Origin of the sequence: Embleya sp. NBC_00896 (assembly GCF_045207785.1) — a bacterium.
Lineage (GTDB): Bacteria > Actinomycetota > Actinomycetes > Streptomycetales > Streptomycetaceae > Embleya.
Genome location: NZ_CP108776.1, coordinates 4,420,936 through 4,442,869, shown reverse-complemented (window position 1 = coordinate 4,442,869; position 21,934 = coordinate 4,420,936). Strand labels below are relative to the sequence as shown.

The following is a 21,934-nucleotide window of genomic DNA, read 5'->3' as shown; positions in this document are numbered from 1 at the left end:
CGGCTCACGGACCCAGTCCGTTGATGCCGTCCAGGATCATGTTCTCCCAATAGCCGGACGGCTCCGCCCACGCGCCCGGGTCGACCGAGGACAGCAGGTCGACCGCGATCGTCTCCCAGACGTCGTGCACGGCCATCCCGAACCGCGCGCTCTGCTGCCGCATCCGGCCGACCACCCACATCGTGAAGGCGAGCGCGGACAGGTCGGTGTTGAGCGTGTCCATGGCCGGTTCGTCGCCGCCGTAGTACCAGCGCCGGACGACACCCGTACGGCCGTCCACCAGGAGGTCGCCGTCCTCGCTGACATAGCCGAGGACGACCAGGTGCTCGGCGTCGGCCGGCGGCTCGGGCGCGTCGTCCCAGTCGGCCCGGCGCTCGGCGGCCAGCTCGGCCAGCGTGGGCAGCGGCTTGCCGTCGCTGCGCATGTCCAGGTACGCCCACGCGTCGACCAGGCCGACCTCCCGCAGGAAGCGCCGGGTCGGCTCGTGCACGATCGCGGCCGGCACCTGCTCCTCGGCGTAGCCGGCGAACTCGTTCTCGTAGACGAGGTCGAGCATCGCGGGCGTGATCCGGACCGCCAGCCCCTCGCCCGGCACCGCCGCGCGGCTCAGCTGCCACAGGGCGAACGAGGTGTGCCAGAACGATCCCCCGAGCTCGATCTCCGGCTCGGTTCCGGCCAGCAACGCGAACAGTTCCTCGGCCGTACGGATCGGCCCGCGTCCGGTGCGGATCGCCTCGACGATGCCGGCGTCGCGCACCAGGGTGGACACGTCCACCGACATCCGTCCGGGACCGCCGTAGCGCCCCTGCTCGTAGACCCGGCCGGTCGCGCCGTCGAGCAGCACCGTCCCGGCGGCCGTGCACGGCAGGCCGTACTCGCCGAGCACGATCGACACACCCCGCGTCCCACCCGGCGCGAACCGGATCAGCGCCGCCTCGCGCGGCAGGCCGACCTCGGCCAGGAAGCGCCGGGTGGGCTCGTGCGCGATCTCGGGGAGGTCGTGGGTGACCACCTCCCCGAACCACTCCTCGGCCTCGTGCCGGGTCACCGGGATCCGCAATTCCTCAGCCACAGAGCAGGCTCCCCGCCTGGTCGTCGAACACGAATGGCCGGTAACTCCAGCCGTGGTCGAACTCTGCCCGCCCGCCGAACGCATCGAACGTCGCGAGCACGCCGGTCGGCGCGGCCGCCAAAACGGTGGTGCGGGTCAGAGCTTCATCGGCTGCGGCGTGTCGCGTCGGGCCGGGTCCGGGCCGTCGTACTCGCGCAGCGTCTCGTAGAGCGTGTTGCGCTCGACCGGGCGAAAGCCCGCGTCGCGGATGAGTTCGAGCAGGTCGTCGCGGGTCATCTTGTTCGGCGTGCCGAAGTCGTCCGCGTCGTGGGTGATCTTGTATTCGACGACCGAGCCGTCCAGGTCGTCCGCGCCGTGGTTGAGCGCGAGCTGCGCGGTCGCGAGGCCGTGCATGACCCAGAAGCACTTCACGTGCGGGACGTTGTCGAACATCAGCCGCGAGACCGCGAACACCTTGAGCGCCTCGGCGCCGGTGGCCATGTTCGTGCGGGCCTGCAGCCGGTTGCGGACGATGCCGTCCTTGCTGTCGTGGAAGTCGTGCTGGTAGCGCAGCGGGATGAAGACCTGGAAGCCGCCGGTCTCGTCCTGGAGTTCGCGCAGCCGGATCACGTGGTCCACCCGGTGCCTGGGCTCCTCGATGTGCCCGTAGAGCATCGTGCTCGGCGTCTTGAGCCCCTTGGAGTGCGCGAGGCGGTGGATCCGCGACCAGTCCTCCCAGTGGGTGTCGTGGTCGACGATGTGCTGCCGGACCTCCCAGTCGAAGATCTCCGCGCCGCCGCCGGTGAGCGATTCCAGGCCCGCGTCCATCAGTTCGTCGAGGATGTCCGAGGCCGGCAGGCCGGAGATCTTCTCGAACCAGTGGATCTCGGTCGCGGTGAACGCCTTGAGCGCGACCTTCGGCAGCACCTCCTTGAGCGCGCTGAGCGACCGCGGGTAGTAGCGCCACGGGAGGGTCGGGTGCAGGCCGTTGACGATGTGCAGTTCGGTGATCCCGTCCGGCTCCATCTCCTTCGCGAGCCGCACGGCCTCCTCGATGCGCATCGTGTACGCGTCCTTCTCGCCCGGCTTGCGCTGGAACGAGCAGTAGGCACACGACGCGTTGCACACGTTCGTCATGTTGAGGTGGCGGTTGACGTTGAAGTGGACCTTGTCGCCGTTCTTCACCGTCCGCACGTGGTGCGCGAGCCCGCCGAGCCACGCGAGGTCGTCGCTCGCGTAGAGCGCGATGCCGTCCTCACGGCTCAGTCGCTCCCCGGCGAATACCTTGTCCTCGATCTCCTTGCGCAGGCCCGCGTCCATGCGTCAGCACTCCCTCTTGGTGTTCTCGTTCCACGGCTGCTCGGCCGTACGGGCCGCCGCTGCACAGCTCGTACGAGGTTACGCCGCGTACGGGCCGCGCTCGCTCAGGCCATCACCTCGGCGTACAGCGCGGGGTCCACGTTGCCCCCGCTGACCACGGCGACGTGCTCGCGGCCGGCCGGCAGCGCGTCCCGCCGGAAGAGGTACGCGGCGGTGGCGACCGCGCCGGCGGGCTCGGCGACCAGGCGGGCGCGCAGGGCCAGGAAGCGCATCGCGGCGCGGATCTGGTCCTCGGTCACGGTGACGATGTCGTCGACGTACGCCTGGATGTGCTCGAACGGGAGCACGCCCACCGACGTGGTGCGCAGGCCGTCGGCGATGGTGCGGTAGGTGTCCGCGGTGGGCCACGTGGCGCGCACGCCGGTCCGGAACGACTCGGCGGCGTCGGCGGCCAGCTCGGGCTCGACGCCGATCACCTTCGTGCGCGGGCTGGTCAGCTTGACCGCCGCGGCGACCCCGGCGATCAGGCCGCCGCCGCTGACCGGGACGAGCACGGTGTCGACGGTGGGCAGGTCCTCGACGATCTCCAGGCCGGCCGTGCCCTGGCCGGCCACGATCCGCGGGTGGTCGTAGGGCGGCACGAACGCGTAGCCGTGCTCCTGCGCCAGCTCGCCGGCCGCGCTGTCGCGCCGGTCGGGGGTGACGATGACGACCTCGGCGCCGAGCGCGCGGGTGGCGTCGATCTTGACCGGCGGCGTGGTGTCGGGCATCACGATGACCGCCCTGACGCCGAACAGGCGGGCCGCGTACGCCACCGCCTGCGCGTGGTTGCCGCTCGAGTGTGCGACGACCCCGCGCGAGCGCTCGGCGTCGGTCAGCGCCGCGATCGCGTTGTACGCGCCGCGGATCTTGAACGCGCCGATCGGCTGGAGACTCTCGGGCTTGAACCACAGCGGCCGGTCCGCGTCGCCGTGCAGGGATGGCAGCAGCGGAGTGCGGACGGCGGTGCCCGCGATCCGCTTCTGCGCGGCCCGCAGGTCTTCGAGGGTCACCAGATTCGTCATGCCGGCCAGCCTACGAGGCGGCTCGGCCCCGCGGACGCGGGCCGGCTACTCGGTGGGTTCCGGCAACTCGGCGGCGCGGTACTCCCACTTCGTCGAGAGCACGACCGTCGTGCGCGTGCGGGCCACTCCGCGCGTGCCCGACAGCCGGCGGACCACGTTCTCCAGGCCCTCCATGTCGGAGACCCGGACCTTGAGCATGAACGAGTCGTCGCCGGCGATGAACCAGCAGTCCTCGATCTCGTCGAGGTCGCGCAGCCGGCGGCTCACGTCGTCGTGGTCGGCGGCGTCGGAGAGCTGGATCCCGATCAGCGCGGTCACGCCCAGGCCGAGCGAGACCGGGTCGACGGAGGCCCGGTAGCCGGTGATCACGCCGGCCTGTTCGAGCCGGTTGATCCGGTCGGTCACGCTCGGCCCGGACAGGCCCACGAGCCGGCCAAGTTCCGCGTACGACGCCCGCCCGTTGCCGCGCAGCGCCTGGATCAGCTTGCGGTCGACGGCATCCATGTCCGTTTCCTCCAGATAAATCGATGGTGTCCACTAGGGATCCACGACATGACAAAGGTGTAAACCCAACAGGGCCTGTAATTCATTGGACGATTCTGATTCTAACCCTTAGAATCAAAGGCATCGGAAGTCACGAGCCTCCGATAACGACTCGTTGGGAGAACTCACCGTGTACACCCTGGAGATGGCCCGCGCACACATGCAGGAACTGCATGCCATCGCGGAACGCTCACGTGCCACCCAGCCGTCGAGCACGCTGACGCGTGTGAAGCGACTGGTCGGCCGCCGCAAGTCCGGTCGCTGACCGCACCGGCAGATCCGGCAAGACCCGCCAAGGCTCCCGTCACCACGGGGGCCTTTTTGGTTGTCCGGGTGGGCGTGGTTTTCCGGGTAGGCGTGGTTGTTCGGGCGGGCGCGGGCGGTTCGGGCGCGGGTACGGCCGCCGGCGGTCTTCGGCCACCCCTCACCCGCCCCCCGCCTCGCGTCGGGCCCCGCCCAGTTCGCCGTCCCAACGGCGGTACAGCGTGTGCGCGACGCCGAGCGCGTCCAGCGTCTTCCCGGCCACGAAGTCGACCAACCGCTGGACGTCCTGGGCACCCGCGTAGAACGCCGGGGAGGCCGGCAGGATCACCGCGCCGGCGTCGTCGAGGCGGACCAGGTGCCGCAGGGTGGTGCCGGTCAGCGGGGTCTCGCGCGGCACCATGACGAGCGGGCGGCGCTCCTTGAGCGTCACGTCGGCCGCGCGCTGGAGCAGGTCCTTGGACAGGCCGATCGCGATGCCCGCGACCGCGGCCGTGCTGGCCGGGACCACGACCATGCCCCGGGACGGATACGAACCGCTCGCGGGCCCGGCCCCGAGGTCGCCGGCCGGCCAGTAGCGGACCCGATCCAGCGCGGCCTCGTCGAGCTTCGTCCAGGCGGCGAGGTCCTCGCGCCAGTGCGCGTCGCGGAAGGCGATGCCGGTCTCGTCGATCAGCGTCAACCGGGCCGCGCGGCTGACCACGAGGTCCACGGACTCACCCGCGTCGAGCAGCCCGCGCAGCACCGCGGCCGCGTAGGGCGTGCCCGACGCCCCCGATACGCCGACGATCCACGGACGCCGTCCTCCCACACTGCCCCGCTCCTGGTCCATGCCTCCTATTGTGGCTTCGAGGCGGTCTCGCCGACCGCAGGGGAGGGGTGTGCATGTCTCGCATATCCGTGTCGGGCGTCCGCGACGCGGTGCTCGTGACCGCCGTGCTGACCGGCGCGATCTGGGTCGTCCAGCTGATCAACTACACGAGCGACGACTCACTGCTCACGCACGGCATAACGCCGCGCCGCGCGGACGAACTACCCGACATCCTGACCGCGCCGTTCCTGCACTTCGGCACGGGACACATCGTCTCCAACACCCTCCCGCTGATCGTGCTCGGCTTCCTCGCCGCGCTGCGCGGGGTCGGCCGCTTCCTGCTCGTCCTGCTCGTGATCATCGTCGTCGGCGGCCTCGGCGTGTGGGTCACCTCTCCATCCGGGTCGAATTCGGCGGGCGCGAGCATCCTCGTCTTCGGCCTGTTCGGCTACCTCGTCGTGCGGGGATTCGCCGATCGCAGGCTGTTGGACGTGCTGATCGGCTTCGTCGTCCTGGGCGTCTACGGCAGCTCGTTCGCGGTGGGCGTACTGCCCACCGACAACGGCATCTCGTGGCAGGGACACCTCTTCGGCCTGATCGGCGGCGTGCTCGCCGCGCTGGTCTTCCGCCGTCGCCGCGCTGTGTCGCAGATCTCGCCCGGCGGCGTACCGATCGGGTAAACCGGTGGACATCGCTGCATAGCATTCGGGCAGGCAATCTTTAGCTTTCATTTGTTCCCATTTCTCGATCGGGAGTTCAGCTGTGCGTTCGCTCCGCATATCCGTAGCGGCCCTGGCCGTACCACTGGTCCTGCTGGCCTCGGGCTGCGGCGACTCGTCGAAGGACTCCGCGAAGGGCGACGGAGTCGGCGACGCCATCGACTCCAAGGGCCCGTCGAACGAGGGGCTGAGCGCGGAAGAGCTGTCCAAGAAGGCGAACGACGTCAAGCTCGAGGACTTCTCCAACCTGCACGTCGAGGGCACCGGCAAGATGTACGACATGCCGCTGGGTGTCGACCTCAGGTTCGGCTCCGGGGAGCAGGCCGAGGGCCGGGTCACCCTCGAGAACAAGGGCATCGACCTGATCGCGGTCGACAAGACCATGTACATCAAGGTCCAGCCGGGCACGGTCGAGCTGCTGATGGAGCTTGGCAAGCGCGCTGAGGCGAAGACGCGGGCCACGGAGTCCCCCGAGGACCTCAAGCTCGGCGACGAGTTCACCAAGATGTTCACCGAGAGCGCCAAGCTGGTCGAGGGCAAGTACCTCAAGATCGGCGGCTCGGAGGCGAGCAAGCTCGGCGGGGACATGCTCAAGGGCGGCACCCCGTCCCTCGACAGCCTGTTCGGCTCGGATTCCGACTCGGACTCGGACTCCGACTCGAAGGACGAGGACCCGGTCACCAAGGGTCCCGTCACCGAGATCAAGGGGGTCAAGGTCATCCCGCTGATCTCCAAGGACGAGGACAACTCGACCTTCACGATGTACGTGCCGGCCAACGGGCAGCCGTACCCCGTGCGGGTGACCGGTGACGACGGGAGCGACGGCACCGTCGAGTTCTCGCTGGACCTCAAGTACTCGAAGCTGCCGAACGGCGTGGCCCCCAAGGCCCCGGCGGCGGGCGACACGATCGACCTGAACGAGCTGATGAAGTCCTTCGGCAGCAAGATGGAGGGCCTCTTCGGGGCCGACACCCCGAACGTCTGAGCAAGCCGCGGTACAGCGCTATACGTGTGGGGCCCCGGCGCGAACGCCGGGGCCCCACACGTATATTCGCCGCCTCGCGCCGGCGCCGGACCCGGGACACGCCTTACAGCCGCAGCCCCCGCACCGCCAGGTCCAGGAGGGCGCAGCAGAACAGCGCGATGCCGATGAAGCCGTTGGTGGTGAAGAAGGCCCGGTTCAACTTGGAGAGGTCGTCGGGCTTGAGGAGCGAGTGCTCGTACACGAACGCCGCCGCCACGATCAGCAGACCCAGCCACCAGAAGAAGCCCGCCTGGGTGAGCGCGCCGAACCAGACGAACAGCAGCGTGGTCACCACGTGGGTGTACTTCGAGGCGTTCAGCGCGTTGGCGATGCCCCACTTGGCCGGCACGCTCTTGACGCCGTGCGCCCGGTCGGCCGCGACGTCCTGGCAGCCGAAGATCAGGTCGAAGCCGCCGATCCAGGTGCCGACCGCGAGGCCGAGCACGACGGCCTTCCACGACCACTCGCCGGTGATCGCCAGCCAGGCCCCGATCGGGCCGATCGCCTGCGCGACGCCGAGGATCGCGTGCGGGATGTTGGTGAACCGCTTCCCGTACGGATAGACCACCATCGGGATCACCGCGATCGGCGCGAGCGCCAGGCACAGCGGATTGAGCAGGGCGGCGGCCACCAGGTAGAAGAACAACGCGACCAGCGCGCCGACCCACGCGGTGCGCACCGAGACGGCGCCGGTGACCAGTTCGCGGGTCGCGGTGCGCGGGTTTCGCGCGTCGATCTCGCGGTCGATGATCCGGTTGCACGCCATCGCGAACGTGCGCAGGCCCACCATCGCCACGGTGACCAGGAACAGCTCCCAGTAGTGCAGGTGTCCGTCGGTGTCGTACATCGCGGTGAAGGCCGCGATGTACGCGAACGGCAGCGCGAAGACCGAGTGTTCGATCAGTACGAGGCGCAGGAACGCCTTGACGCGACTGTCCTCCGACGGCCCGGGAGCGGGTAGAGCAGCGGACGTCACAGTCCGTATTCCTTCCAACGACGAGTCACCTTGGCGGCGGTCTCGGGGTCCGACACGACCATCTCGGGCCAGCCGCCGTCCCGGGTGTAGCCCTCCTCGGGCAGCTTGCGGGTCGCGTCGATGCCCGCCTTGCCGCCCCAGAACTGCTGGTACGACGCGTGGTCGAGGTGGTCCACGGGTCCTTCGGTCAGCAGCAGGTCGCGCGCGTAGTCGGTGTTGCCGAACGCGCGCCACGCGACCTCGTGGTAGTCGTGCACGTCGCAGTCGGCGTCCACCACCACGATCAGCTTGGTGAGCGACATCATGTGCGCACCCCAGATCGCGCTCATCACCTTCTGCGCGTGCTTGGGGTACTTCTTGTCGATCGAGACGATCGCGCAGTTGTGGAAACCGCCGGCCTCGGGCAGGTCGTAGTCGACGATGTCCGGCACGATGATCTTGAGCAGCGGCAGGAAGAACCGCTCGGTCGCCTTGCCCAACGGGCCGTCCTCGGTGGGCGGTCGGCCGACCACGATGGACTGCAGCAGCGGCTTCTCGCGCATCGTCACGCAGTCGATGGTCAACGCCGGGAACGGCTCCTGCGGCGTGTAGAAACCGGTGTGGTCGCCGAACGGGCCCTCGGGCAGCGTCTCGCCGGGGGTGAGCCAGCCCTCGAGCACGACCTCGGCCTCGGCCGGCACCTGGAGCGGCACGCTCACGCAGTCGACCATCTCGATCCGCCGGCCGCCGATGAAGCCCGCGAACAGGTACTCGTCGATGTCGCCTGGCAGCGGCGCGGTCGACGCGTACGTCACCGCCGGCGGGCAGCCGAACGCGATCGCGACCGGCAACCGCTCACCACGCTTGGCGGCCACCTGGTAGTGGTTGCGGCTGTCCTTGTGGATCTGCCAGTGCATCCCGATCGTGCGCTTGTCGTGTCGCTGAAGCCGGTACAGACCCAGGTTGCGCACGCCCGTGTCGGGGTCCTTGGTGTGGGTCAGGCCCAGGTTGTAGAACGAGCCGCCGTCCTCGGGCCAGGTGAACAGCGCCGGAATGGTGTCCAGGTCGACCTCGTCGCCCTTGAGTACGACCTCCTGGCAGGGCGCGTCCTTGATCTTCTTCGGCGGGATGTGCGCGACCGCACCGAGCTTGCCGAACGCCTCGCGGATGCCGGTGAAGCCCTGCGGGAGCTCGGGCTTGAGGAGCCCGCCGATCTTCTCCGACAGTTCGTCGTAGCTCGTCAGGCCGAGCGCCATCAGCATCCGCTTGTCGGTGCCGTAGACGTTCATCGCGAGCGGCATCGAGCTGCCCTTGACGTTCTCGAACAGCAGGGCCGGGCCCTTGGCCTTGTTCACCCGGTCGGTGATCTCGCCGACCTCCAGATGCGGATCGACCTCGGCGCGCACGCGCTTCAGTTCACCGCGCTTCTCCAGTGCCTTCAGGAAAGCGCGCAAGGTCCCGTATGCCATGCCTGCCAGTATCCGATACGGACACGCCGCGGCCGCACGCGCACCCGCCCGGTCGGGCTAGGTTGGACCCTCGTGCCGAGCAGGGAGGGGTACATGCTCACGGTCGCTTCGGAATTGCGTTCAGTGGTCGTTCACGCCGTCGGGGCGGTGTGTGTGCGGAATTGCGAGGTGGAGCCACCGGCGGGCCCCGCGGGTCCGGTGCGGGTTCGGGTGACCGGGTTTCCGTTGACCGCGCACGGCGATCGGCTGCGCGCGCGCGTGGTCGCCGGCGGCGAGGGCGTGCGGGTCACCGACGTCCGGCCCGCGGTCGACGTCGAGGTGGTCGAGGACGCGGACCTGCCCGACGTGCAGCTCGCCCTGGAGGCGGCCGAGTCCCGGGTGCGGGCACTGCGTGAGCGGCGCCAACGTCTGGACGCCGAGGTGGAGGAGATCGGCAAGCTCGAGGCGGTGCCGCCCACCGTCCGCCGAGGCGATCCGCCGCGCCCCGCGCCGGTGTCGGCGCTGCTGGACCTGGCCGCGTTCGTGGACGAGCGGGTGGAGACGCTGTACGAGCGAATCGGCGCGTGCGACGACGAACTGCGCGAGGCCAGGCGCGACACCGCGCTGTACCGGGCCCGGTTGAAGGCGGCGTCCGACTCGGTACGCACCGAGCGGGCCCAGGTCTCCGGGTCCGCGGTGGTCACCTTGGAACACACCGGCGACCCGGGCCGGATCGAGCTCGCGCTGGAGTACCACGTGCCCGGCGCGCGCTGGGCGCCGATGTACCAGCTGCGCCTGGACGAGGCGATGACCGGCGGCACGCTGGTCATGCGGGCGTGTGTCGCGCAGCGCACCGGCGAGGACTGGGCCGGGGTCCGGCTCGGTCTGTCCACCGCGGACCTGGCCCGGGCCACCGACCTGCCCGAGCTCAAGTCGCTGCGCCTGGGCCGCCGGCAGAGCGCACCCGCGCACGCCGGCTGGCGGGAACCGCCGGCCGGCCTGGCCGAACTGTTCGCGGGCTACGACGTGATCCGGGCCGCGCGCCCGGAGCCGTCCCACCCCGTGGCCGCGGGCGCGGCGGACGGGGCGAGCCACCGCGAGTATCGGGCGGCATACCCCGAGGTGCCGCCCGCACCGGGGGACACGACGGAGATCGAGCTGCCGCCGGACTTCATGATGGCGTCGCCCGCACCGGTGACGGCCCCGCCGCCGCCGATGCAGGCCGCCGGCGGCTACGGCGCCCCGCCGCCCGCGCCGCGCCCGCCCGCGGCGGCGATGATGCGGCGGGCCCGGACCGGCCCCGGCGGTCCACCCGACGTCGGGGTCGAGCTCGCCGGATTCGCCGCGCCGGCCGACGAGGACGCCATGTCGCCGAGCGCCAAACCCGCGCCGCCGGAGCGGCCCGAACCGCGCGGCGACCTTCTCGACTACGCGGCGCTCGAACTGCGCGGCGCGGACGACGCGGAGGCCCGGGGCGGCTGCGCCCCGCGGCGCACGGACCCGGCGGGACGGCCCTGGAGTACGGCCGGCGCGCCGACGAGGTCGCCTATCTGGCGCTGCCCGAGCACGCGCGTGCCCCGCGCGACGCGGCCGGGTCCTACGACTACCGCTTCGACACCGCGGCGCCGGTCGAGGTGTCCGCCGACGGCGTGTGGCACACCATCCCGGTGTGCGAGATCGAGGTCGGCCTCGACCCCGAGTTCGTCTGCGTACCCGCCCTGGACGACGCGGTGTTCGGCACGGTCGTGCTCGCCAACGCGTCCCCGCACGCGCTGCTCGCGGGCCCGGCGGACGTCTCGGTGGCCGGCGAGTTCCTGATGACGGTGCCGCTGCCGACGCTCGCGCCGGGCGCGCGCGAACGGGTCGGGGTGGGCGTCGTGGAAAGCGTGCAGGTCTCGCGGAACGCGCACATGCGCGAGTCGACCGCGGGCCTGCGCGGCGGCACGGCCGTGCTCGACCACCGGATCGAGATCGAGGCGGTCAACCACCTCGCCCGACCGATCCGGCTGGACATCCTGGAGCGGGTCCCGGTCACCGACGACAAGGACGTCAGGATCGAGGAACACGCCGGCACCCCGCGCTGGGTCGAGGACACCGAGCTGCGCGACGGGCGACACGTCCCGGGCGCGCGGGTGTGGCGCGTCGAACTCGCCCCTGGCGAGCGGAAGAACCTGACCGGTGGCTACGAGATCCGGATCCCGGCAGCGAAGGCCGTGGTCGGCGGCAACAGGAGGGTCTGACGGTGACTCAGCCGACGCTTGAACAGAGCACGCCGGGCGAACGCAAGCCGGAGCCGCTGCCGATCACGGCGGTGACCTGTCTGGAGGACCGGGCCCAGGTGACCCGGTCCGGCCGGATCGAGGTGAGCGAGGGGGTACAGCGGGTGCTGGTCGGCCCGGTGACCCCGCTCGCGGTGGACCGGTCGCTGCGCGCCGAGGTGATCGCCGACGACGGCACCGCGACCGCGATCGACGCGCGCGTGGTGCGGATGTACACACCCAAACCCGCGACCGGCCCCGGTCCGGACGCGTCCGAGTTGCGCCGCCTGAAGTACGACCTCGGCGAGCGCAACACCGTGCTGTCCCGCAGCAGGAAGCGGGTGCGCACCCGGCTCGCGCTGATCGCCCAGGCCCGGGCGGAGCTGCGGCGGGACATCGTCGAATACACCGGCTTCGGGACGGCCGAGCCCGAGCGCTGGGCCGGGGAGCTGGATCGACTCTCCGCCGAGGCCGAGGACCGCAACGCCGAACTGCACGCGCTGACGGACGAGCTGGTCTCGGTCGATCGCCGGCTGCGCGACACGCAGGCGGCCCTGAGCCTGGCCGAGCGGGAGACGCAGGAGCTGACCGCGACCGTCGAGGTGGTGATCGAGGCCGAGCGGGCCGGCTCGGCCGAGCTGCGCGTGGTCCACCTGGTGCCGTGCGCGCTGTGGCGGCCCGCCTACCGCGCGACCCTCGCGCCCGACCGCCACTCGATCGAGCTCGAGTGCGACGCCATGGTGTGGCAGCTCACCGGCGAGGACTGGTCCGGCGTCGCGCTGTCCCTGTCCACCGCGCGCCCGACCCTGGCCGCGCGGCCGCCGAGCCTGGTCGAGGACCGGCTCACCCTGCGCGAGCGCACCCAGGTGGAGAGGAAGCAGGTCGAGGTGGACCTGCGCGAGGAGGAGATCGCCACGGTCGGCCGGGTCGCGGCGCGGTCGGCCGAACTGCCGGGCGTCGACGACGGCGGCGAGGTCCGGGTGCTGGCCGCGCCGGCGCCGGTGGAGGTGCCCTCCGACGGCAACCCCCACCGGGTCCGGCTGACCACCTTCACCACGAAGTGCGCGCCCGAGGCGGCCTGTTCGCCCGAGCTGTCGCATTACGTGAGCCAGGTCGTGCGGTTCGCCAACGACGCCGGCCACGCGCTGCTCGCGGGCCCGGTGGAGCTGGTCCGGGGCAGCGGCTACACCGGGCGCGGGCAGCTCGACTTCGCCGCGCCGGGCGAGGAGGTCCGGCTGCCGTTCGGGAGCGAGGACGACTTCCGGGTGGTGCGGGATGTGACCGAGTCGCGCACGACGGCCGCGATCACCGGCCGCACCGTGCTGACCCGCACGGTGACGCTGTTCGTATCGCACATCGCGGCGCCCGGGGCCGAGCCGCCGGGGACGGTCGTGGTGCGCGAACGGGTGCCGGTCTCGGAGGTCTCGGCGGTCGAGGTCAAAATCCGCCGCGACCTGTGCGACCCCGCGCCGGACGCGGTCGACGAGCAGGGGATCGTCCGGTACGACGTGCGTCTCGGCGCGGGGGAACGGCGGCGGATGACCCTGGTGTACGAGCTGCACGCGTCGGGGAAGGTCGTCGGCCTATGAGTCGTCCCGTGTTCATGGAGCGGAGCGTCTACGCTGGAGGAGAGACACACCGCGATACGGAATTCCGAGTACCAGCCAGGGAGACCAATTCATGCTCAGGGTCCTGCCAATCCTGCTGGCCCTCGGCGTGCTCGTCTACGCCTTCATCGACTGCCTGACGACCGACGAGAAGAAGGTCCGCAACCTGTCCAAGGTGCTGTGGGTCCTGATTCTGCTGCTCTCCTCTCCGATTCCGTTCCTGGGACCGATCGGCTGGTTCGTCGCCGGGCGGCCCAAGCGTGAGTATGCGGGCGGTTCGATGGGCTTCGGCGGTCGCAACCGCGGCCGTCAGCCGGCGCCGGACGACGACCCCGAGTTCCTGGCGTCCTTGAACAAGGACGACCGCAAGCCGAGCGACACGCCCTCGTCGGACAACGACGAAGACGAGATGCTCAAGCGCTGGGAAGAAGACCTCAAGCACCGCGAGGACGACCTCCGCAGCCCCGACCAGGACAACCCGGACGGCCGCACAAAGGACAAGGACTGACCACCCGACAGCCCGGCCGGCGCTAGGGCCACCTCGGCTCGAATCCAGCCCGGCCGGCGTTTGAGGCCACCTCGGCCGAAGGCCGGGTCGAATCCAGCCCGACCGACGCATGAGGCCACCTCAACCGCAAACCGGCTCGAATCCAGCCCGGCCGGCGTTTGAGGCCACCTCGGCCGAAGGCCGGGTCAAACCCAGCCCGGCCGGCGCTTGAGGCCGCGCCGGCCGCAGGCCGCGCTCAGGTGGCCACCGCCACCTCCGCCGCCGCCGCGGCCAACAACCGCCCCGTCCGCTCCAACGCCCGCCCATCCGTACGAGGCGCGAACCCGCGCAAGCTCAGGATCAACACCAGGTCACCGCCCCGATCATGCACCGGCGCACTGATCGCTCCCACGCGATAGTCCCGGTCCGGTTCGAGTTCGTCGATCTGCCCGCCGTCGGACCCGCCGATCTCGGCCGCGATCTCCTCCAACAGCGTGCGCAACCGCGCCGCCGCCGCTCCCGCGCCCAGCGTGTCCAATCCCTCCAGGTGCTCGTCCAGCTCGCCGAGCGTCTCGCCGAGTCGGGTCTCGACGTCGGTGACCAGCTCGATCGCGAAGCCCCGGCGCCGCGCGTTGTCGATCGCGCGCTCCATCCGCCCGCGCGCCGCCGGATCGTCCGCGTCGTCGAGCCAGCGGCGGACCGTCTGCTCGTCGGCCCACGGCACGTAGCCGATCCCGAGCGGCGGCGTGATCGGTGCCTGCGCGCCGATGCTCAACCGGTGCAGCTCGGGCCCCGGCGCGCGGACCACCTCCGCGATCGCCACGTGGTGCTCCCCCGGCGTCATCGCGAAGCAGGTCAGGCCGGTCTCGTCGCGCAGCCGCCCCATGATCGGGCGCGCCACGTCGAGCACCCCGAGCCCGCGCGCGGCGGCTCGGCCCACCGCCACCAGCGCGGGGCCCAGGCGGTAGGTCCGCCGGGTGGGGTGGCGGATCAGCCAGCCGAGCGAGGTCAGGCTCGCGAGCATCGGATGACACGTCGCGGGGGTGACCGCGAGGTGCCGCGCGATCTCCGACAGGGTCAGCCCCTCCGCCGGCCGCCCGGCGATCGCGTCGACGAGGGAGACGAGCCGGTCGGTCTGCGGCGAGGGTCGTGGGGCCATGGTGAAACCCTACTGGATCATTTCGCATAGTGCGCATATTGACTCGCACAATGCGCAGCCGTACGGTCTGCCTCACGTTACCGGGGAGGCTCATATGTACGACCTCAAGATCATCAACGGCACGATCGTGGACGGCACCGGCGAGGATCGGTTCGTCGGTGACATCGGTGTCCGGGACGGCCTGATCGTCGCGGTGCGCCGGCACGACGGCGCGGACCCGGCGCTGGACGGCGAGGCCGCGGAGACGATCGACGCGACGGGTCACATCGTCACGCCGGGCTTCGTGGACATCCACACCCACTACGACGGCCAGGCCACGTGGGACGAGGTGCTCGACCCGTCCACGTCGCATGGTGTGACCACGGTGGTCTCCGGTAACTGCGGCGTCGGCTTCGCGCCGGTGCGGCCGGGCCGCGAGGACTGGCTGATCCGGTTGATGGAGGGCGTCGAGGACATCCCCGGCACCGCGCTCGCCGAGGGCATGACGTGGGGCTGGGAGACCTTCCCGGAATACCTGGACGTGCTGGCGCGGCGCACGTTCGCCGCGGACATCGGCGTACAGGTCGCGCACGGCGCGGTCCGCGCGTACGCCATGGGCGACCGCGGCGCGCGCAACGAGCCCGCCTCGGCCGCGGACATCGAGGCGATGGCGGTCATCGTCAAGGAGGCGATCGAGGCCGGCGCGCTCGGCTTCTCCACCTCGCGCACGGTCGCGCACAAGGCGATGGGCGGCGAGCCGGTCCCCGGCACGTTCGCCGGCGAGGACGAACTGTTCGGCCTGGGACGGGCGATGGCCGCAGGCGGCCGGGCCGTGTTCGAACTGGCACCGACCGGCTCGTCCGGCGAGGACATCGTCAAGCCGGCCTCCGAGGTCGCCTGGATGCGCCGGCTCGCCGCCGAGATCGGCATGCCGGTCTCGTTCGCACTGCTCCAGGTCAACGCCGCGCCCGAGCTGTGGCGCGAACTGATGGCCGAGTCGCAGGCCGCGAACGAGGCGGGCGCGCAGCTGCACCCGCAGATCGCCGGCCGCCCGTTCGGCATGCTGACCGGTTTCGGCACCCGCAACGCGTTCAGCAAGCGGCCGACCTTCAAGGCGATCAACGACCGGCGCGAGGCGGGCGAGCTGGACGACGCCGCGTTCGCCGAAGAACTGGCCCGGCCCGAGGTCAAGGCCGCGATCCTGGCCGAGACCGACCTGCCGAGCGACCCGACCGTCCCGGGCGACTCGGTCAACCTGGCGATGCAGTTCATGATGGACCGGATGTACCCGATGGACGCGGTCCCGGACTACGAGCCGCTGCCCGACCGCACGGTGGTCGCGATCGCGAAGGCGCGCGGCGAGGAGCCGCTCTCGACGCTGTACGACCTGCAGTTGGCGGATGACGCGCGGACCACGCTGATGGTCCCGATGTTCAACTACTCGGACGGCGACCACGAGGCGATCCGGGAGATGCTCACGCACCCCGCGAGCGTGTTCGGCCTGGCCGACGGCGGCGCGCACTGCTCGATGATCTGCGACGCCTCGCAGCCGACCTTCCTGCTCACGCACTGGGCCCGGGACCGGAGCCGCGGCGAGCAGTTGCCACTGGAGTTCCTGGTCCGCAAGCAGACCATGGACACCGCGGCGCTGTACGGCCTGGGCGACCGGGGCGTGGTGGCCGAGGGCAAGCGGGCCGACCTGAACGTGATCGACCTGGAGTCGCTCACCCTGTACCGGCCGCGGATGGTCCACGACCTGCCCGCCGGCGGCGGCCGGATGCTCCAGGACGCGTCCGGCTACCTCGCCACGATCGTGGCCGGACAGGTGACCCGGCGAAACGGCGTCGACACCGGGGCGCGTCCGGGACGACTGGTGCGCGGAGCGCGCTGACCACCCCGTGGGAGTCGGGCCTCTCGCCCCGAGCGGTTCCGAGAGGCCCGGCCCGATTCCCCGACCGTGTACCTCGATCCGAAGCGCGGGACGCTCGTGATCAGTAGGCCCGGGATGTCGGCGCTGCGTTCCCGCACGACCGCAGGGTCCGCACAGAGACCGTCGGACCTGACGCTATTTTTCGAGGCTCGACTTCAGTTCCCTCCCGGCGCTGTCCCTGCTCACGCCGACACCGGGCGCCGGTCCGCTGCGGTTGACCGCCACGGCGGCGGACGAACGGCCGGACGCTCCGCGACCCGCGGCGGGCGCGAAGCCCGCAGCCGCACTCTTCGCCAACGATTTGCTGTCGGCCGGCGCCCTGGCCGAGGTCGCCGCGCGCCCCTCCTTGACCAAGCTGACCGGCCGCGCGGCCGCGGCCTGGGGGGCGGGCTTCTCGCGCAACCCCGCCCTGCGCCTGCGGGCGTCCTCCTGGAGTTCCTCCCGCATGGCTTGTGCCACCTCGGCCACCGATAGCTCGCGCCCCGGGAGCACGAGTTTCGCGGAATCCACCCCCTCGCCCAGCTTTGCCGCGGATTCCGGGGGAAACCGCCGCTGGTTGTGCGTGGCGGCGCCCTGCCTTCGCACCTCGGCCATGCGCTGCTGTGGCCCGACTGAGAGGCCGTTCATAGCTGTGCCGACCGCCTCACCCACCGATGGCGGTGCGGCCTTCTGGCCGAAGAGTTTTTTGGCGACCTTGGCACCGAACTCCCTCATGCCGGTGTCGACGATCGTCCAGGTCTCGTTCAGCTTCGCCACTGTGCATCGCCTTCACGGAGTCATCACAAGAGTGCAGGACCTCTCTGACTACACCCTGCACCAACCAGCGGAAGCTTCCCAGCCCCCCGGGCGCAGTCGGTTCGCCTGCCTCGCCGGCGGCACGGAGTGCGGCGAGGCAGCAGCGCGGGTCGACGCGCGCCTACTCGTACGGAGGCCAACCCCGCTCGGCGTAGGGCGTGCGCTTGACGGTGACACGGCGGTACGAGCGCGCCGGTGGAAGGCCCGACGCACCCGTGGCCTTGGACGCCACGATCGGCACTTGGGCGACGAACAACAGCGGGGTCGGCCCGGTCGCCCACGTGGGCGACCGGGCCGACCCCGCTGTGGCGAGACCTCAGACGCCCGCGTACGAGTGCAGGCCGTTCACGAAGATGTTCACGCCGTAGTAGTTGAACAGGAAGCACGCGAACGCGATCAGCGAGACGACCGCGGCCTTGGTGCCCTTCCAGCCGGCGGTGGCGCGGGCGTGCAGGTAGGCCGCGTAGGCCACCCACGTGATGAAGGACCAGACCTCCTTGGGGTCCCAGCCCCAGTAGCGGCCCCACGCGTTCTCGGCCCAGATCGCGCCGCACACGATCGCGAAGGTCCACAGCGGGAAGATGATCGCGTTGACCCGGTAGGCGGTCTTGTCGAGCGAGGCCGAGCCGGGCAGCCGGGCCATCATGTTGTCGAACCGGCCGTCGGTCGACTTGGCCGGGTCGGCGAGGTTGCTTTCGTGCTTCTGCCGGAACAGGAACAGGATCGACGCGAGCGCGCCGATGTGGAACGCGCCGAAGGACACGATCGCCGACGCGACGTGGATCCACAGCCAGTACGAGTTGAGCGCCGGCACCAGCTGGTCGGAGTCGGTGTACAGGACCGTCACCGCGACGCCGAGGGTGGTGAGCACCGGCAGCGTCACGAACAGGCCCAGCCAGCGCACCGGGTACTTCCACAGCAGCACCAGGAAAGCCGCCACCACGACCATCGACACGGCCGTGGAGAACTCGTACATGTTGCCCCACGGGGCCCGCTCCGCCGCGATGCCACGGGTCAGCACCGAACCCGCGTGCAGCAGGAAGCCGAGCACGGTCAGCGAGACCGCGACCCGGCCGATCCGGTCGGCCCGCTCGTTGCCGTTCGCCACGTTGCCCTGGTCGTCGACGTCGCCACCGTCGTGGCCGACGTCGCGCACCACCACGATCGGCCGCTCGGCCAGCGCGACGCCGCCGCTCGCGGCCGCGGCCACCGGCTCGCGGACCTCGACGGCCAGGTCGGCCGACCGCTGGGCGACCGCCCCGCTGCTGCCGAACGTCCATTCCATGCAGTACGCGAAAAACGCGATCAGGTAGACGGCGATCGCCGAATACATCAGCACATTGCTGAATTGGGCGAGGTTCTCGTTGACGCCCACGCTCACTCCTTGACCTTGGTGCCGGGTGAGTTCGCCGGCGCGGCCACGCGCAACGCGTCCACGAACTCCTGTACCTCATCGCCGAGGCCCCCGCCCTCGGTGCGGGCAAGCCCGCCGACCTCGACGACCGTGTTGCCGTCGGGACCTTCCACCGCGCGCACCCACATGCGCCGGCGACGTACGAACAGGGACAGCACGAGGCCGACGATCGCGGCCACCACGCTGACCAGCGCGAGACCCTTGCCGGGCTCGCTGGCGACCTGGAAGTTGGCCCAGATCTTGACGCCCTCGAAGGTCAACGACCCCGCGCCGTTGGGCAGGTCGACCGCCTGGCCGGGCTTGAGGGCCACCGACCAGGGCTGGTCACCGGACTTGAACTGGGTCATCTTGTCGGGCTTGAGCGCGTAGATGTTCTGCGGTACCCCGGAGTCCATCCCGAGGTCGCCCTCGTACGCGCTCAGCACCAGCGCCGGGTTCAGCAGCGCCGGGAAGGCGGAGACCCAACCGCGGACCGGGTCCTGGTAGAAGGACCCGTCCGGCTTGATCGGGGTGCTCGGCACGAAGATGCCGTCGAAGCCCAACTGCTTCAGCCCCGCGCTGACGTCCGGGACCTTGATCACGCCGGTGGAGGTGCGGTTGCCGTCCTGGGGCAGGAACACCGTGGGCCCCGAGTAGGCGATCTTGCCCTTGGCGTCGCGCACCGTCACGACCGGCGCGTAGCCGGTCGCGATCATGAAGACCTTCGTGTCGCCCACCTGCAGCGGCTCGTTGACCTTGATGGTCCCCTTCTTGTTCTTGCCCTCGTGCCCGTACCAGGACTCGATGTGCGACGTGAACGAGCGCGGCTCGCCGCGCTTGGCGCCGGTCGCCTGGAAGGTCTGCTCGACCGCGTTCAGCCGGAACCCGAAGGGCTCCAGGTTGTCCTCGTCGACGAGCGCGCCGAACTGGCGGTCGTCGTACTGGGTGAGCACGTTCGCGAAGCTCTGCCCCTCGACGACGATCTTGCCGCCCTTGACGCTGTAGAGACTGCCGAGCGCGAAGGCGACCAGGATGCCGAACAGCGCGATGTGGAAGAGCAGGTTGCCGGTCTCGCGCGCGTAGCCCTTCTCCGCCGAGACCGAGCCCGTGCCCGGGTTGAGCCGGAACCGGCGCTTCTTCAGCGCGGCACGCGCGGCGGTGAGCACCGCGTCCGGATCGGCCGTGGTCTCCCAGCGCGCGTACGCGGGCAGCCGGGCGAAGTTGCGCGGCGCCTCCGGCGGCTTGGACAGCAGCGTCTTGGCGTGCGCCCACACGCGCGGCACGATGCAGCCCGCGAGCGAGATGAACAGCAGGATGTAGATCGACGCGAACCACCACGACGCGAACACGTCGAAGAGCTGGAACTTGTCCATGATCTTCGCGCGGGTCGGATGGTCGCGGAAGTATTGCGAGACCTTGATCGGACTGACCGGCCGCTGCGGGATCAGCGTCGGCGGGGTCGCCGCGATCGACAGCATGAACAGCAGGATCAGCGCGACCCGCATCGAGGTCAGTTGCCGCCAGAGCCACCGCAGCCAACCCACCACGCCCAATTGCGGCTGGCGGATCTCCTCGGCGCCGTCGTCGTCCTGTGCGGGCGCCGTGGACATCCCGGCGTCCGCCCGGGCCTCGGGCAGCTCGAGCCGTTCGAGGTCGTCGTCGGTTCGGGTCTCGGCGCTCACATCAGATTCCGATCGTGTATTGCGTTGCCCAGGTCTGCATCTCGCGCATCATCTGGTCCCACACACCCGTCAGCATCAGGGTGCCGAGGGCCACGAGCATCCCGCCGCCCAGGCGCATGACCCAGACGTAGTGCTTCTTGACCCACGCGAACGCGCCGAGTGCCTTGCGGAACGCGAGCGCGGTGAGCAGGAACGGCACGCCGAGGCCGAGGCAGTAGACCGCGGTGAGCAGCGCGCCCCGGTTCGCACTGGCCTCGTTCGCGGACAGACTCAGCACGGCCGAGAGCGTCGGCCCGATGCACGGCGTCCAGCCGAGGCCGAACACCATGCCCAGGAGCGGCGCGCCGACCAGCCCTATCGTCGGACGCTTGTGCAGCCGGAACTCGCGCTGCAGGCCCGGGATCACCCCCATGAAGGACAGTCCGAGCACGATCGTGACGGCGCCGAAGATCCTGGTGATCGTCCCCTGGTGCGCCACCATGCTCCGGCCGAAGGCACCGAACGCCGCGCCGGTGGAGACGAAGACGAGTGTGAAGCCGAGCACGAACAGCAGCGTGCCCAGGAACAGCCGCCCGCGCCGGGCGTCCTTGAGGTCGGCGCCGGAGACGCCGGTGACGTAGCTCAGGTAGCCGGGCACCAACGGCAGCACGCATGGGGAGAAGAATGAGATCAGGCCGGCGAGGAGCGCGATCGGCAGGGCCGCGAGGAGCGACCCCGTGTAGACCGTGCCGTTGATCCCTTCGGCTGCGACCAGCACCGGAATCAGGCCGTCTCGTTCAGGACGGGGTCGATCATCGAGCGCAGTTCCTCGATCGTGACCGCGCGCAGCACACGGGCCGCGATCCGGCCCTCGCGGTCGATGATCAGCGTGCTGGGGATCGCGTTCGGGTTCAGGTTGCCGGTGAACTTGATGATCTCGCGCGCGTCCGGGTCCCACAGGCTCGGGTACGTGACGCCCTTGCTCGCGGTGAACGCGAGCGCGTTGGCCTGCGTGGAGTCACGCGTGTTGATGCCGAGGAACTGCACACCCTTGGCCTCGGTCTCGACGTGCGCCCGCTGGAAGTCGGCGGCCTCGGCGCGGCACGGCGGACACCACGACCCCCACACGTTCAGGACCACGACCTTGCCCTTGAAGTCGGCGAGGTTGATGTCCTTGCCCTCGAGCGTCTGACCGGTCACCTTCGGGGCCGTTTTCCGGTCCGCCGGTTTCGCCCGGACTATGCCGCTCTTGTCGCTGTCGACATAGCCCTTGCCGTCGCCGCCGCTCTTGCCGCCGGCGCTCATTCCACTGCATCCGGTGAGGGCGAGCAGGGCCGCGGCGGTGAGCAGCGCGGCACGACGAGGCAGGCGGCGTGTGAGCATGTGAAAAGTTTCGCATGCCCCCACGGCCGCTCCGCGCGGGGTCCGTCGTGCCATGGACACTTCGTCAGATCATCCCGATTCGTCCT

General features: G+C 70.6%; 20 protein-coding genes and 1 pseudogene. 8 read left to right on the top strand and 13 right to left on the bottom strand.

The genetic code is table 11. The features are described from left to right. Positions 1-4 precede the first annotated feature (4 nt). The 4 genes from OG928_RS20280 to OG928_RS20265 form a co-directional block, all read right to left on the bottom strand. A complete protein-coding gene (locus OG928_RS20280; protein ID WP_406285752.1) occupies positions 5-1,072 on the bottom strand; it encodes an SUKH-4 family immunity protein in 1,068 nt (355 codons plus the stop codon). A gap of 135 nt (positions 1,073-1,207) precedes the next feature. Next, the gene (gene mqnE, locus OG928_RS20275; RefSeq protein ID WP_406285750.1) at positions 1,208-2,371 is read right to left on the bottom strand and encodes an aminofutalosine synthase MqnE; all 1,164 of its coding nucleotides are present in this window, start codon (positions 2,369-2,371) and stop codon (positions 1,208-1,210) included. Positions 2,372-2,475: 104 nt separating this feature from the next. Continuing rightward, entirely contained in the window at positions 2,476-3,435 is a 960-nt protein-coding gene (locus tag OG928_RS20270; protein WP_406285748.1) for a threonine/serine dehydratase, read from the bottom strand. Positions 3,436-3,480: 45 nt separating this feature from the next. Beyond that, complete coding sequence (locus OG928_RS20265) at positions 3,481-3,939, bottom strand: Lrp/AsnC family transcriptional regulator (RefSeq protein WP_026219445.1); 459 nt, start codon at positions 3,937-3,939, stop codon at positions 3,481-3,483. A 154-nt stretch (positions 3,940-4,093) separates the two neighbouring features. Here OG928_RS20265 and OG928_RS20260 point away from each other — a divergent pair, with 154 nt between their 5' ends. Then, positions 4,094-4,243 (top strand): hypothetical protein, encoded by a 150-nt coding sequence (locus OG928_RS20260; protein ID WP_406285745.1) that lies wholly within the window; start codon positions 4,094-4,096, stop codon positions 4,241-4,243. Between the two features lie 159 nt (positions 4,244-4,402). On the opposite strand, the gene OG928_RS20255 is transcribed toward OG928_RS20260, so the two are convergent. Further along, a complete protein-coding gene (locus OG928_RS20255; protein ID WP_406285743.1) occupies positions 4,403-5,071 on the bottom strand; it encodes a UbiX family flavin prenyltransferase in 669 nt (222 codons plus the stop codon). A gap of 53 nt (positions 5,072-5,124) precedes the next feature. Here OG928_RS20255 and OG928_RS20250 point away from each other — a divergent pair, with 53 nt between their 5' ends. Then, the gene (locus tag OG928_RS20250) at positions 5,125-5,730 is read left to right on the top strand and encodes a rhomboid family intramembrane serine protease (protein ID WP_406285741.1); all 606 of its coding nucleotides are present in this window, start codon (positions 5,125-5,127) and stop codon (positions 5,728-5,730) included. 82 nt (positions 5,731-5,812) lie between these two features. Then, a complete protein-coding gene (locus OG928_RS20245) occupies positions 5,813-6,754 on the top strand; it encodes a hypothetical protein (protein WP_406285739.1) in 942 nt (313 codons plus the stop codon). 103 nt (positions 6,755-6,857) lie between these two features. Here OG928_RS20245 and mqnP read toward each other — a convergent pair whose 3' ends face one another. Then, positions 6,858-7,769: a menaquinone biosynthesis prenyltransferase MqnP gene (mqnP, locus tag OG928_RS20240; RefSeq protein ID WP_406285736.1), complete on the bottom strand. Its 912-nt coding sequence runs from the start codon at positions 7,767-7,769 to the stop codon at positions 6,858-6,860. Then, positions 7,766-9,217, bottom strand: a complete 1,452-nt coding sequence (locus tag OG928_RS20235) for a menaquinone biosynthesis decarboxylase (RefSeq protein ID WP_406285734.1) — start codon at positions 9,215-9,217, stop codon at positions 7,766-7,768. Before OG928_RS20235 ends, mqnP begins: the two co-directional genes overlap by 4 nt. Here OG928_RS20235 and OG928_RS20230 point away from each other — a divergent pair. From OG928_RS20230 to OG928_RS20215, 4 genes and pseudogenes are all read left to right on the top strand, one after another. Then, positions 9,131-10,216 (top strand): annotated as a pseudogene (locus tag OG928_RS20230) (DUF4139 domain-containing protein); the annotation flags it as partial. The gene OG928_RS20235 and the pseudogene OG928_RS20230 overlap by 87 nt on opposite strands. Beyond that, the gene (locus OG928_RS20225; RefSeq protein ID WP_406291090.1) at positions 10,174-11,436 is read left to right on the top strand and encodes a DUF4139 domain-containing protein; all 1,263 of its coding nucleotides are present in this window, start codon (positions 10,174-10,176) and stop codon (positions 11,434-11,436) included. The pseudogene OG928_RS20230 and the gene OG928_RS20225, both read left to right, overlap by 43 nt. A gap of 2 nt (positions 11,437-11,438) precedes the next feature. Next, complete coding sequence (locus OG928_RS20220; protein ID WP_406285732.1) at positions 11,439-13,043, top strand: mucoidy inhibitor MuiA family protein; 1,605 nt, start codon at positions 11,439-11,441, stop codon at positions 13,041-13,043. Positions 13,044-13,134: 91 nt separating this feature from the next. Further along, positions 13,135-13,569 carry a PLD nuclease N-terminal domain-containing protein gene (locus OG928_RS20215; RefSeq protein ID WP_406285730.1) on the top strand — a complete coding sequence of 145 codons (435 nt, stop codon included), beginning with the start codon at positions 13,135-13,137 and terminating at the stop codon, positions 13,567-13,569. A gap of 235 nt (positions 13,570-13,804) precedes the next feature. Here the strand turns inward: OG928_RS20215 and OG928_RS20210 are convergent, their stop codons facing one another. Continuing rightward, entirely contained in the window at positions 13,805-14,707 is a 903-nt protein-coding gene (locus OG928_RS20210) for an IclR family transcriptional regulator (protein ID WP_406285727.1), read from the bottom strand. 94 nt (positions 14,708-14,801) lie between these two features. Here OG928_RS20210 and OG928_RS20205 point away from each other — a divergent pair, with 94 nt between their 5' ends. Next, entirely contained in the window at positions 14,802-16,577 is a 1,776-nt protein-coding gene (locus OG928_RS20205; RefSeq protein WP_406285724.1) for an amidohydrolase family protein, read from the top strand. Between the two features lie 174 nt (positions 16,578-16,751). Here the strand turns inward: OG928_RS20205 and OG928_RS20200 are convergent, their stop codons facing one another. The 5 genes from OG928_RS20200 to OG928_RS20180 all read right to left on the bottom strand — a co-directional run bounded on the left by OG928_RS20200 (position 16,752) and on the right by OG928_RS20180 (position 21,848). Further along, positions 16,752-17,372, bottom strand: a complete 621-nt coding sequence (locus OG928_RS20200) for a hypothetical protein (protein WP_406285722.1) — start codon at positions 17,370-17,372, stop codon at positions 16,752-16,754. A 355-nt stretch (positions 17,373-17,727) separates the two neighbouring features. Continuing rightward, entirely contained in the window at positions 17,728-18,744 is a 1,017-nt protein-coding gene (gene ccsB / locus OG928_RS20195) for a c-type cytochrome biogenesis protein CcsB (protein WP_406291088.1), read from the bottom strand. Between the two features lie 44 nt (positions 18,745-18,788). Further along, on the bottom strand, positions 18,789-20,486 hold the full coding sequence (locus OG928_RS20190; protein WP_406285719.1) for a cytochrome c biogenesis protein ResB: 1,698 nt from the start codon (positions 20,484-20,486) through the stop codon (positions 18,789-18,791). Position 20,487: 1 nt separating this feature from the next. Continuing rightward, positions 20,488-21,243 (bottom strand): cytochrome c biogenesis CcdA family protein, encoded by a 756-nt coding sequence (locus tag OG928_RS20185; protein ID WP_406285717.1) that lies wholly within the window; start codon positions 21,241-21,243, stop codon positions 20,488-20,490. Between the two features lie 5 nt (positions 21,244-21,248). Further along, positions 21,249-21,848, bottom strand: coding sequence for a TlpA family protein disulfide reductase (locus OG928_RS20180; protein ID WP_406285715.1), 600 nt, complete (start codon positions 21,846-21,848; stop codon positions 21,249-21,251). Positions 21,849-21,934: the final 86 nt, after the last annotated feature.